Source organism: Dyadobacter sp. 22481 (assembly GCF_052044875.1).
GTDB classification, from domain to species: domain Bacteria; phylum Bacteroidota; class Bacteroidia; order Cytophagales; family Spirosomataceae; genus Dyadobacter; species Dyadobacter endophyticus.
Genome location: NZ_JBQENV010000001.1, coordinates 2,355,508 through 2,368,530, shown reverse-complemented (window position 1 = coordinate 2,368,530; position 13,023 = coordinate 2,355,508). Strand labels below are relative to the sequence as shown.

The 13,023-nt window shown below is 49.6% G+C and carries 10 protein-coding genes; 4 read left to right on the top strand and 6 right to left on the bottom strand.

What is annotated here, in order from left to right; translation table 11 throughout:
- Positions 1-3: 3 nt before the first annotated feature.
- The 5 genes from ACTJJJ_RS09230 to ACTJJJ_RS09210 all read right to left on the bottom strand — a co-directional run bounded on the left by ACTJJJ_RS09230 (position 4) and on the right by ACTJJJ_RS09210 (position 5,277).
- Positions 4-1,167 carry a glycosyltransferase gene (locus ACTJJJ_RS09230; protein ID WP_188928339.1) on the bottom strand — a complete coding sequence of 388 codons (1,164 nt, stop codon included), beginning with the start codon at positions 1,165-1,167 and terminating at the stop codon, positions 4-6.
- A 28-nt stretch (positions 1,168-1,195) separates the two neighbouring features.
- The gene (locus ACTJJJ_RS09225) at positions 1,196-2,362 is read right to left on the bottom strand and encodes a glycosyltransferase (protein ID WP_229221234.1); all 1,167 of its coding nucleotides are present in this window, start codon (positions 2,360-2,362) and stop codon (positions 1,196-1,198) included.
- Positions 2,359-3,399, bottom strand: a complete 1,041-nt coding sequence (locus tag ACTJJJ_RS09220) for a hypothetical protein (RefSeq protein WP_188928341.1) — start codon at positions 3,397-3,399, stop codon at positions 2,359-2,361. The genes ACTJJJ_RS09225 and ACTJJJ_RS09220 overlap by 4 nt, the downstream gene beginning before the upstream one ends.
- A gap of 117 nt (positions 3,400-3,516) precedes the next feature.
- Complete coding sequence (locus ACTJJJ_RS09215) at positions 3,517-3,885, bottom strand: VOC family protein (RefSeq protein ID WP_188928343.1); 369 nt, start codon at positions 3,883-3,885, stop codon at positions 3,517-3,519.
- A 51-nt stretch (positions 3,886-3,936) separates the two neighbouring features.
- Complete coding sequence (locus tag ACTJJJ_RS09210; protein WP_426294006.1) at positions 3,937-5,277, bottom strand: amidohydrolase family protein; 1,341 nt, start codon at positions 5,275-5,277, stop codon at positions 3,937-3,939.
- A gap of 128 nt (positions 5,278-5,405) precedes the next feature.
- Here ACTJJJ_RS09210 and ACTJJJ_RS09205 point away from each other — a divergent pair, with 128 nt between their 5' ends.
- Complete coding sequence (locus ACTJJJ_RS09205) at positions 5,406-5,582, top strand: DUF6496 domain-containing protein (protein WP_188928351.1); 177 nt, start codon at positions 5,406-5,408, stop codon at positions 5,580-5,582.
- Between the two features lie 216 nt (positions 5,583-5,798).
- On the top strand, positions 5,799-9,668 hold the full coding sequence (locus ACTJJJ_RS09200; protein WP_426294007.1) for a PAS domain S-box protein: 3,870 nt from the start codon (positions 5,799-5,801) through the stop codon (positions 9,666-9,668).
- Between the two features lie 29 nt (positions 9,669-9,697).
- On the opposite strand, the gene ACTJJJ_RS09195 is transcribed toward ACTJJJ_RS09200, so the two are convergent.
- Entirely contained in the window at positions 9,698-10,555 is an 858-nt protein-coding gene (locus tag ACTJJJ_RS09195; RefSeq protein WP_188928354.1) for an SDR family oxidoreductase, read from the bottom strand.
- Between the two features lie 234 nt (positions 10,556-10,789).
- Here ACTJJJ_RS09195 and ACTJJJ_RS09190 point away from each other — a divergent pair, with 234 nt between their 5' ends.
- Both ACTJJJ_RS09190 and ACTJJJ_RS09185 read left to right on the top strand, forming a co-directional pair.
- On the top strand, positions 10,790-12,061 hold the full coding sequence (locus tag ACTJJJ_RS09190) for an NAD(P)/FAD-dependent oxidoreductase (RefSeq protein WP_426294009.1): 1,272 nt from the start codon (positions 10,790-10,792) through the stop codon (positions 12,059-12,061).
- Between the two features lie 40 nt (positions 12,062-12,101).
- Positions 12,102-13,004, top strand: a complete 903-nt coding sequence (locus ACTJJJ_RS09185; RefSeq protein WP_188928358.1) for a magnesium transporter CorA family protein — start codon at positions 12,102-12,104, stop codon at positions 13,002-13,004.
- Positions 13,005-13,023: the final 19 nt, after the last annotated feature.

Below are 13,023 nucleotides of genomic sequence, written 5' to 3'. Positions count from 1 at the left end.
AGTTCAAATGTAGCTACTTTTTTGAACTTTCTTGTATTCTTCCAATAACTGGTTGGCGACCACGCGGATGTCAAAGTTTTCGGCTACCATCTTTTGGGCTCGATTTGCGATGGATTCTGCATAGGGCTTGTCTTGTAATATTTTAAGAAGACCATCGGCTACCCCGTCGCTGTTCAGCGGGGTAAGGTAGGCCGCCTCGTAACGCGCAATGTAGTCGCCGAAGCCCACGCGATCGGAGACGAGGGCGGGTACGCCGGAGGTCATTGCTTCGAGCACCGCGATCGAAAATCCCTCGGAATAGGAAGGCGAAACGAACAGATCCGCGTCCGCCAATGCTTCCTTTTTGATGGTATCCGTAAGCATTCCTACCAGTTTGATGCGGCCTTCCAGGTTGTGTTTGCGGATAAAGTCTTCGGTTTCTGCCTGGTATCCGTCATCCGGGCCGGCTAATATCAGTTGTGCATCCGGCAACTGTTGATGAACCTTCTGAAATGCAGGCAAAAGCAGGTCAAGACCTTTCTTGATATTTAATCTTGCCAGGAAAAGAACCATTTGCTGATCAGGCGAAATGCCGTGCCTGCTCCTGAAAAGACCTTTTGCGGGTAAATTAGACCGGGTGTACTCATCGAGCTTCATGCCGTTCGGCACGATCACCATGTTTTTGGGACGGTAACCCAGGTAGCGGATCACATCTTCTTCCTCGTCGGTGTTATTGATCTGGATCAGGTCGGCTTTGCCTAGCAATCTTTTTTGGTATAAGAGTGTCACCAGGTCCTTTTTCCACTTGCTGTGCGCTACTGCCCATTTGTCGAGCAGACCGTGAATAGTGATCACCTTCACGGCCTTGGAGTGGATCAGGAATGGGGCCAGACTGCCGAAATGCCAGATGCCGTGCATATGGATCACATCGTACTCATGGATATGTTTTTTTAAATATTTGTACAACTCGACAGAAAACTCCCGGTAAAAATTGCTGAGAGGCCTCGTACGGGCAACCTCAATCAGGCGTGCTCCCTCCGGTACGGGGTACATCTTCTCGCCGGGCGTCATCGGGCTCAGGATATCGACCTGGTGGCCTTGCCTTACGACCTCTGTGGTGTGGTCGTAGATAATGCGGGCCGGGCCTCCGATTGCCCATGTATATGCACAAATATTCAGTATTCGCATGCTTTGTGTTAATGTATAGTTGTGTTCGTTATGCTTCCCATCGTTTGGCCGCCAGTTCGCGGTAGGCTTCGGCCATTTGCGCCGCCACTGGGCCCGACGCGAACGGAGCGATCAATTTCAAAGATTCCTGCCCCATTCCGGCAATGCGGTCGGGGTTTTGGACAAACCACGTTAAATGTTTTTCCAAATCAGCCTGTTGCATATGGTCGAATGTAAAGCCGTTGACACCATCGCGCACGAGGTCGTCGGCGCATCCGCACGTTTCCGAGACGATTACCGGCAGACCGCACACCATCGCCTCATTCACCACCAGCCCCCAGGGCTCCGACTTGCTCGGCAGCACCAGCACATCGCTCTGCGCCAGCCAGCCCGGCACTTGGTACCACGGAAATCCTCCGGCGAAAATGACTTTGCCCGCAATGCCAGAGTCGGCGGCGAGCTGTTCCAAATTGTCCTTTTCAGGACCGCCGCCTACAAAAAGCAACTGCCAGTCCGAGCCGGTTTTTTTTAACGTTTGGGCAAATGCGAGCATTAAAGTATTCAAGTTCTTTTCCGGTGCCAGCCTTCCTACATACACGAATTTCTTTGAAACAGCATTTGCGTTGTTACCAAGCTCTTTTTTAGCATCGTCGTAGCGCTGCCGGATCACCTGCTCATCGATCACCGCCGCATTCCGCACTTTAATAGCGCTTTTCACGACGCCGAGGCTTTCCAGGTATTCTGCCGATGTTTTTCCAAAACAAAAAAATGCATTAGCACGGCCAACGATCACTTTTTTGATCGTCTCTTTCCAGCCGGACCGGTTATGGTCGACAGAGGACGATTCGGATGAAATCACCACTTTCACACCTTTGCGGCGTGCATAGAACATGAGCAGCACCTGCGCCCAGTCGAAATAGCCCGTGATATTGAGCACGTCGGGCTGGTATTCATTAAATATCCTGAAAAGCGCTTCGCGCCGCTCGCGAAAGCTCACCTGATCGAGGCTGCGCTCGAAAAGAACTTGGTAAGGATAGTCATAAGTGATCGTATCATCATTTTGCATTACTTTCCGGCTCGCCTCGTATAGGGCGATCTGTGCAACGAGCAGTTCGTCTGCCGGGTCGGCCCATTGGATAGCACGGTCGATCTCATGGAACAGCTTCGATTTGTAGTGCGCCCATAATTGGTTGTGAACAATCAGTACGCGCATCATTTGGAAAGGTTAAGGTATTCCTGAAACAATGGATACAAGTTGTTGGCAAGAAAAATCTGCCCCTGGCTGTTGAAATGCACAACGTCCATCTTGCGGTACCTTTCTTTTGAAACACCGAACTTGAATTCGTCGATCAGCCTGATATTCTTCTCTTTGGCAAATGCGATAATCTCCTGTCCCTGGTCATTGAAGTGCCCAAGATCGATCTCGGAAATCTCCGGATGCAGGTAAATAAACATGGGAATGCTATCCTTTTGCGCGATTTGGTAAAGTTGCTCGTAACCCGGATTGAACGTCAGGCCGGATTTGCGGATGCCGGCATCATTCAACTGCGCGGCTCTTACAGTGTCTTCGACCGCCTTGGCATCTGATGCCACGTGGGCGCTGTCGGTCACGTCGGGCTTGATAATCGCAATTTTTTCCTCTTTCTGAGGCTCGGGCGCAAGGAAAAGGGTATTCAGAAAATAGAAGAACATCCAGCGATAACGGTCCCAGAGCTCATAAAGCGCTACTTTATATTGCTTGTCGGGCCATCCCGGGTCGATGCCCACAGGGCTCTGAGGCGACATGATGTCGTGTGCATCGTGGCTGCTTGTCACCAGGCACATTAGTTTAGCTTTGAAAGTGCCGTATTTTTTGAGATAGGCGGCGATATTGTCCGGTCCCCACGAGCCGGCGGAGATGTTCAGGATGCGCACCCGTTTTTTGAAATCCTTTAAAAAACGTTTTTCGAGCAGGGTGGAAGCAATGCTGTCCTGATCGGTAAGGCTTCCGCCGTTGACGACCGAATCGCCGATCAGCAATATCACAACACTGTCGGTAGGCAGCACTTCTTCATTCCGCATGGAGAGGCTGTTGGTTCGCAGCACCTTGCCGAACCTCTTTACGTCCTGGTTTGGAGCGTATATGTATTCAAAATCCGGATCGGATACGTAGAGTGGTGAGTTACAAAAGCCATATTTTACCCTTAATACAACCTCGGTAATCCCCGCAAGAGTGACAATAGCAATTAAAAAACCGTAAACAAACTTTAACATCAAGTGAACGTCTTCTGCGTCGAAAGTGACTGCAAATTTAGGATTACTTTTGCCAATTACTGCTTTTTCGGTTTTCGTTAACTAAATATGTGGGCATTTATCGGGGCATAGCCCCCCTTAGGAGATCATCTCGATCAGTTCAATGCGGTTTCCGAAGGGATCGCGGAACGAAAAGCGGTTACGGTCGGGGATTTTGCTGTCATTTTTGACGGAAATGCCTTGCTGTAACAGTAACGCGCGCGCTTCTTCCAGGTTGTGCACCTCAAACGCCGGATGGCGCTGCGAAAGATCGTGTACCTCTTCGGCACGGATATGCAGTTGAATATCACCCATTTGAAACCAGATCGCGCCATGGGGTAGCGGGTAACCCAGGTTGGTAAGTTCTTCGAGGCCTAGTACCCCGCCATAAAATTCCCGCGCCTGCTGTTCGGTGCCCGGCGGAATACAAAGCATGATATGGTCGAGTCTTTTGAATTTAATTTTCATGATCAGGAGTGAATTTGGGCGTTAAAACTACTTCCTTATTTTGGATTAATATTATTTTCGCAGAGGCCCTTTACTCACCTCTTTACCATCTTTCCAAACGGATTCGATCTTTCTTGTGTTGCGGATGTCGTCTGTCGGATTAGCGCTCAGGATAAGGAAATCGGCTTGTTTGCCTTTTTCAAGCGTGCCTTTTTTATGCGCGATGCGCAAAGCCGCGGCGGCATTGCGGGTGCTGATGGTGATGGCCTGCGCGGGCGTGAGGCCCGCTTTTACCATCAGTTCCATTTCCAGGTGCTCGGTGAAGCCCTGCGTGCGGATCGGAAACGCGCCCGAGTCGGTTCCGAGCGCCACATGGATGCCGGCATCATGAATTTTCTTCAAATTAATCATCGCTGTCTTAAATGCAGATGTATTACGCTGGAAATCCGGTGAATTTTTGATTTTCTCGCCATAGGCCGCATCCGTGATCATTTCGAAGACACCCGGTTCGAGCGAGGCCTTGAAAAACTCGTCGTTGAGCCAGTCGGGATTGCCGGCGTAGGCAAACTGGTATTCATCCAGAGAAAGCGTGGGAATATAGATTACCTTTTTCTGCTTCATTTTGGTGAGCAGGTCCTGATCCACTTCCTTGTCGCGGATGCTGTGGGCGATGATATCGATACCGGCTTCGGTGAGCTTGCGGGCATCTTCGAGATAGAAAAGATGCGCGGCCACGTGGATATTACGTTTATGCGCCTCACGGATAATGGCCTGGTAAATTTCCGGTTTCATTTTCTGAGCATTGCCGCCGTGGTCATCTACCCAGATCTTGACCACCGTTGGTTTGACTTCCGCCAGCTTTTCCATCATGGCCGGAACTTCGTCGGGCGTATTAGGGCGCAAAAGCAGGTTCATCCAAGAAGCCGGGTTAGGATCGGGGGTGTTGAAACCGTAGCCTGCTGAGTAGAGCCTGGCACCGGGCAGCAGCCCAGCCTGGGTGGAATCAATAAACCCATTGAAGATGAGCGGACGGTCGGTTCCCATTGCCAACACGGCGCCGACGCCATAATTCTCGTATTTTTCCAGATGCCGAAGCAGATTTTTACGCGTGTAATTGTCGGCAGATGAAGTAGTTCCTTTGAGCGTCCCCACATGCGCATGCGCGCAGATGAGCGAAGGCATGACCGTCTTGCCGGCCAGATCGATTTCGTGGGCACCATTGACTTTGATACCTTTTTGAATAGATACGATTTTGCCGTCAGTAACCAGGATATCGGTGTTAGCGCGGGGAGAGGAGCCGGTACCGTCGATCACGGTCGCGTTTTTCAGCAGTACCGGGCCGTTATTTTGGCCTATTGCCTCGGAGCAAAATAATGCACCGGCCAATTGAAACAGCAGTCGTATTTTTTTCATGAACTATGGATTTGGGACCATTAAATGCGGAATAAGGCAGCCCGGGCTATTGGTATGCATTTTGATCAACAAAACACGCGCCGTTGCGGTGCGAAAATTAAAAACATCAACACCTAAAAAATAATATCATGGCCAAATATTCGAAAAAAGCAGGAGAAAAGGTGGAAGAAGCCTTGCACGAGCAGAAAGAAGGAAAGCTAAAATCGGGCTCAGGGAAAAAGGTCACCTCTAAAAAGCAAGCGATCGCCATCGGTTTGTCCGAAGCCCGCAAAGAAGGAGCCAAAGTCCCGATGAAGAAAGATTAGCAGTGAGAAGTGCCCAAAGCCCTTTTTTCCGCCAGTCGGGAAGAGGGCTTGCAAAAAGATAGATGTAACGGACGTGACTGTCGAATTTATTTTAGAATAATATAAAATTAGCTCCCGCATAGATTTCCACTCTTCAAAATCGTCGGATAAATCCTATATTGTACGATCAAGGATTTACCACTACCACTACGTTTCTAATTGTAAGTTTTTTTGAGAATGAATGATCTGAAGAGGGAGCTGTTAAAGCTGCTGCAAAAGGATGAATGTATTTTCGACTTCATTCAGGACTCAGCCATAGACGGATTACTGATTTGGAGGCATTCGGATCCGTGCGATTGCTGGGCCGATGCAAGGTTGCGGCAGATGCTAGGGCCGGGTGTTCAGGAAGGGCCCGGCGGGGTTTCTTCACTTTTTAAGAATCAATCTTTTACATTTCATCTCGATAAAGCCCGCGCAAGTTTCCCGGACAATCCGGACCCCCGCCATGGCATTATTCGGATTCTTCAGAATAATCAGCAATCGCTGCGCTTGGCCGTTACCTCTGTTTGTACCTATTCCGAGCCGCATGGCTGGCTTGTATTGTCGGGTTTCCGCCGCGATGTCCTGATGCCTGAAATGCCGGGGCTGGCTACGGGCACGGAGCTATACAAGTCGTTATTGAACAGCCATGCGATTTTTGTTACAAGCATTGATCTGGAAGGAAACTACAAATATGTCAACGATCATTTCAGCGAATTTTATGGCATGGAGAGCAGTGAGATCATCGGCAGGTCGTCACTTAGCGGTGTTGTTCCTGAGGATGTCGTCAAATGCCTGCAGGCGGGTGAGCAGTGCTTTATCAATCCGGGTATACCCAATCCGGTAGTACTTCGGAAGTATTCATCTCCCGGCGGTGTCAAAACGACGCGGTGGGAATTCACGGGTATTGCAGACGAGAATGGGGTTGTCTCCGAGATTTTTTGTGTGGGATACGACATTACCAAGCAGCTCAAAGTGCAGGAAGACCTTTCGGTACTTGTGTCCAATATGCAGGATGTCCTCTTTACAATCTCGCCGCTGGGCGTTTTTAGTTATGTTTCGCCGAGTTGGACATCGATGTATGGGCACACGGTTGAAGAAACCGTCGGGAGGCCATTTACCGAATTCATACACCCCGACGATTTTCATATCTGTTTTGAGGCATTGCGGATCACCTCAGAAACCGGCGTACCCGTGCCCGGGGGTGTCGAACATCGGATCAGGCATAGTGACGGATCGTGGTCGTGGAGCAATACCAGCGCCAATATAGATCCGGTCAGCAGGGACATCATCCTTACCAGCCATGACATTACCGAACTGCGAAATTCCCGCGAGCGGCTCAAAGAGCTGGCCATTGTAGCCTCGAACACGACGGACTATATTGTGATCACCAACAGCAAGGGATATATTACCTGGGTCAATAAAGCCTATGAGACGCACACCGGTTATGACCGAAAGGAGGTCAGGGGCAAGAACCCGCTTCATTTACTCCGTGGACCTGAGACCGACCCTGACACCCTTGACAGAATCGCGCTGTATTGCAAGGAGAAGAAGGTCGTCAGGGAGGAAGTGCTCTGCTATACCAAAACGGGTGTGGGTTATTGGGTGGACCTCAAAGTTACTCCTGTATTCGACGATTACGGCAACTGCATCAACTTTATCGCGGTAGAAAGGGATATAACCGACCGCAAAAAGGCGGATATGGAGCTAAAAAGGATCAAGGATATCCAGGAACAGACCCACAGCGTGGCGCATGTGGGTGGCTGGGAATACTATGTGCGCACCGGCGAGCTTTATTGGTCTTCGACGACCAAGGAAATGCATGAAGTACCTGAGGACTACGTTCCCAGCCTCGAAACAGCTATTCATTTTTACAAAGAAGGACATAGCAGGGAGGAGATAGGGCGGGTGGTAAACGAATGCCTGGCAAATGGAACTCCCTGGGACAGTGAGCTGCAAGTTGTAACGGCCAAAGGCAATGAGTTGTGGGTAAGGACGATCGGGAAGTCAGAGGTGATCGATGGTATATGTGTGCGCATTTATGGCGCCTTTCAGGACATTACCTCCAGAAAGCAGGCGGAGGTGGATATTAAGAGCTCGGAAGCCAAATTCCGGAGCCTATACGATTCCACGAGCGATGCTGTAATTCTTTTTGATCATACCGGCTATCTGGATTGCAATAATGCCGCATTGAAGATGTTCGGGATCGATTCAGTTGATCGCTTTGTGAATATGCCGATGGGCGACTTGTCGGGCTTGAACGAGGTAGGTATGGAGAATAACAAAAGCGAGGGCAACAGGCATGTGAAGGCAGTTTATGAAAAAGGTACACATAGCTTCGAATGGAAATACAGGCGTTTCGGCGAATCAAAAGAATCGTTCGTTGCCGAAGTCTTGCTTAATCTGATGAAAGTCAATGACACCGAGATCATCCAGGCGGTGATTCGCGACATTACGATGCGGAAACGCGCAGAACTCGAATTGCTCGAAGCCCGTGAACATGCCGAGGCAGCCAGCAAATTAAAGTCGCAGTTTCTGGCTAATATGAGCCACGAAATCAGAACGCCACTCAACGGTGTGGTCGGGTTTACGGACTTGCTGATGAAGACCAATCTGGACGAAACCCAGCAACAGTATATGTCGATGGTATTTCAGTCGGCCAATTCACTGATGGACATCATCAACGATATCCTTGATTTCTCCAAAATAGAAGCCGGCAAGCTCGAACTAACGCCTGAAAAGACCGATCTGCTCGAAGTTTGTGGCCAGGTCGCTGATATGGTAACCTACCAGGCGCAGCAGAAGCACCTGGAAATGCTGCTGAATATCCCAGGGGACATTCCGCAGTTTGTATGGTGCGACTCAGTGAGGCTGCGGCAGATTCTGGTGAACCTGCTCAGTAATGCGGTCAAATTCACGATTCGGGGCGAAATTGAATTGAAAATAGAATTACTGCATAAGGTAAGCGGATTGGAAAATACGTTCCGCTTCTCTGTCCGCGACACAGGCATTGGTATCGATCCTCAGAACCAGCGACGAATTTTCGAGGCATTTTCGCAGGAAGACTCCTCCACCACGAAGCGGTTTGGTGGCACAGGGCTTGGACTGACCATTTCTAATAGCCTGCTTGGTTTGATGGACAGCCGCTTACAACTTTCGAGCACTCTTGAGAAGGGCAGTACCTTCTTTTTCGATGTGACATTCCGCGCCATTGAAGGCGAGGACCGGTTTGACTGGGAGAATGTCGAACAGATCGGGCAGGTGCTGATCGTGGATGATAACGTGCGTAATGGTCAGATTTTGCAGGACATGCTCACCAACAAGTGCATAGCATCGGACTATATTCGTAGCGGTGAAAAGGCTTATGAAATATTGTCTTCGGGCAAAAGATATGATGTGATACTGATAGATTGCCAGATGCCGGGATGGGACGGGATCGAAACGATTCGGATGATCAGGAAACTGGGAGACAGGGGTGCAGGACAACCTGTAATATTACTAAATGACTCGCTTGACGATGAGGCTCTCAGTGCTTTCGGCAATGAGTTGGATGTCAAACATTTTTTAGTGAAACCGGTGAAAATCCAACAGCTGTTTCACGCGCTCTCCGATCTCGGGCTCAAATCGAAAATCTCTCAGCAGCCAGAGAAAATATCTGCAAATGAAGAAATTCCGAAAGCAATTTACGAAACAGGCGAAGTGAAAATACTCATCGCAGAAGATCACAAGATCAATATGTTGCTGGTTAAATCGATGCTTAACAAAATATTACCTGGCAGCGAGCTGATCGAGGCGACCAACGGCAAGGAAGCCATCGAGGCATTCCGCAGGACAAGCCCTGATATCGTTTTTATGGATATTCAAATGCCTGAGATGAACGGGTACGAAGCTACGCGCGAGATCAGGCAGGGGGCGGGGCTCACCCACGTGCCGATCATCGCACTCACAGCCGGTACGGTCGTGGGCGAGCGTGAAAAATGTATCGAAGCCGGAATGGACGATTATCTCACCAAGCCGGTTCTGAAAGATACGCTCGAAGCTGCGGTCCGAAAATGGCTGCTTAAATAAGATATTCGTCCGCGACTAGCCGTCTGCCACTATCCGTTCACAACCTGCCCGCCATTCGGGTGAAGTACCTGCCCGCTCATATAGGAGGCGTCCTCGCTGGCCAGAAACACGTAACATGTCGCAACTTCGCAGGGTTGTCCGGGCCGTTTGAAGGGTGTGTCTTTGCCGAACTGCTTTACCCGCTCCGAATCAAAGGTCGACGGAATAAGCGGCGTCCAGATCGGCCCTGGTGCTACTGCATTCACCCTTATGCCTTTTTCGGCTAGGTTATCGGCCAGCGACCGGGTGTAAGCAACAATTGCCCCTTTGGTAGAAGAATAATCGAGCAGTGACGGACTACCATGATATGCCGTCACCGAGGTTGTATTAATAATCGAATCCCCTTCGTCCAGATACGGCAAAACGGCCTGGGTGAAATAGAAAAAGGAGAAAATGTTGGTGGCAAATGTGTCATTCAACTGATCGGGTGAAATCTCGGTCACATTCTCCTTAGGATGTTGCTCGGCGGCATTGTTAACGAGTATGTTTAATTTTCCGAACTCGTTCACTGCACGGCTCACCGCTTCTTTGCAGAATACCTCGCTACGGATGTCGCCCCGGAGCAGCAGGCAATTTTTACCTTCGGCCTCGACCATTGCTTTGGTATCGGAAGCGTCCTGGGACTCGTCCAGATAGACGATGGCAACATCGGCACCCTCCCGGGCGAAATGAACTGCCACCGAACGACCTATGCCGCTGTCGCCACCGGTTATAAGGGCTGTTTTACCTTGTAGCTTGCCGCTACCGCGGTAGTTCTCCCGGATTACGACCGGTGCCGGGTCCATAATTTCTTCTATGCCAGGGCGGGTGCTTTGCGTCTGCCCGCGGGTATCGATCTCGAAGCTCATAGTATTTGAATGTTTGTGGATGCGGCATTGTCAAAAAGCACATGCCAATAGCAAACCGAAGCCCGTCAAGCCCTGGGAGCGGCGTAACAGCGGGAGATGAGTAAAGATTTTCACAGTTCACTGTATGCATTAAAACCCCAAAAAAGGGCTGTTGCACCTCTGGAAGCGTTCGGCATAGTTATTAATGCTGTCACGCCATACGGCTGAAAAGACCGGCTAGTAAACAGGTAAATTATGGATGTAAAAAAGGTAGTAATAGTAGGCGGAGGCTTCGGCGGGATCAACCTCGCCCAGAAGCTTTCCCGCAATAAATTGTTTCAAATCGTGCTGGTGGACAAGAACAACTACAATTTCTTCCCGCCATTGCTTTACCAGGTAGCGACAGGCTTTCTCGAGGCTTCGAATATCAGCTATCCGTTCCGCAAGTTTTTTCAGGACAAAAGTAATCTCAGGTTTAGTCTCGGAGCCTTTGAGAGGATTTTTCCCGATGAAGGAAGGGTGGCGACCGAAAGTGGCGATATCTATTATGACTACCTCATATTCGCAACCGGCACCGAGAGCAATTATTTCGGGATGGAAAACGTGCGGGCGAATGCGGTACCGATGAAAACTGTACAGGATGCGCTTGCCTTACGGAACCACATCCTGCGACTGAAAGAGGTGGCGGCCAAAGAAACAGACTCCGCTGCCCGCAGAAGGCTGCTATCCATCGTAGTTGCAGGCGCTGGGCCGACCGGCGTCGAAATTTCGGGAATGCTGGCGGAAATGCACAAGTCCATTTTCAAAAAAGACTATCCTGAATTAAGAAAGGAAGATGTGCAAATCTATCTCGTCGATGCATTGCCGGTGGTTTTAAACCCGATGAGCAAAAAATCGCAGGAGGAGACGCTTGCCGAGCTGCGGGGGCTGGGGATAGAAGTGCTGCTGGATCACGCGGTGAAGGATTATGCGAATGGGACTGTCACATTTGCCAATGGTAAGACAATCGAAACCGAAACACTGATATGGACCTCGGGTGTGACCGCAACTGCATTGCCTGGTTTGCCGGAGGAAGTGCTCGGCAAAGGCAAACGGGTAATGGTGGATGCTTACAATCGCGTGAAGGGGTCGGATAATATATTTGCCATAGGCGATATTTGCTTGATGGACGCGGACAAAAAGTACCCGAACGGACATCCGCAGCTAGCCCAGGTAGCAATTCAGCAAGGCAGAAACCTGGCACATAACCTGCGGTTGTGGCAGGAAGGAAAGCCGCCAAGGGAATTCCGATACGTCGATAAAGGTACAATGGCAATTATTGGCGTTAATAAGGCTGTGGCCGATCTGCCGGGCTTGCATTTCAAGGGCCTTATCGCTTATTTTCTGTGGATGGTCGTGCATTTGTTTTCGCTGATCCGTTACCGCAACCAGATCAAAACTTTCTATAACTGGATGGTAGCCTTTTTTACGAGGGACCAGTCACTCCGTTTTATCCTTGATGCGAAGCCTGAAAAACCGGCCCGCTAGTCATGAGCATTTTATTTAACAGTGTAAGTTGTAATCCATTATGATCCAGACTATTGCAGATTCATCCCAATATCCATTCGAATGGATTGACGTCACAGACCCGGATGATGAAGAATTAAAACAGATCAGGGAAAAACATGGATTGCACGAATCCTCGATTAAAGATTGGCTGCAACCCGACCATTTGCCCAAATATGAAGATGTAGGCTCTTACGTATTCATTATTTTCAGGATACACAGCGATAAAGTGGGCACCGAGGCCGATACCGTCGCAGAACTGACCAACAAACTGGCGATCTTTATGACGAAAGAGTTCGTGATCACCATGCATAAAAAAGAGTGGGGCGCACCGGAAGTCATTTTGGAGCAGCAGGTAGACCAGCATTCTTGCGAGGACACGATTCAGCTGGTGAATGAGATCATTAAAAGCTGCATTGCCACCTACGAGGCTCCATCTTTGAAGCTGACCAAGGATATCGAGTTTTATGAGGAGAATATGTTCCTCAAAACCCGCAAAGCGTCACTTCTAAAGGGCTTGTATTATCTGAGGAGAAGGGTGGAGGTTACACGGCGCATACTGATGCTTTCGCACGAGATTGTCGATAAAATGGATGTTCCCGGGCATTCCAATACCTATACGCGCGACACGCGTGACCTGTATGTGAAGTTGCACAACATCTATGATACCCTGTTCGAAAACATGAATCATCTGGTGATGGTTTATTTCTCGATTTCCTCCCAGCGGACCAATGAGATTGTGCGGGTACTTACCGTATTTTCGGTCTTTTTCATGCCGCTCACATTTATTGTCGGCATCTATGGGATGAATTTCGATTTCATGCCTGAACTACGGCTTAAATGGGGGTACCCGGGCGTAATGATCCTGATGGGCGCAATCACTTTCGGGATTTATGTCTGGTTTAAAAGGCGCGGATGGCTCTAACGGGTGGCATAAATGCTTT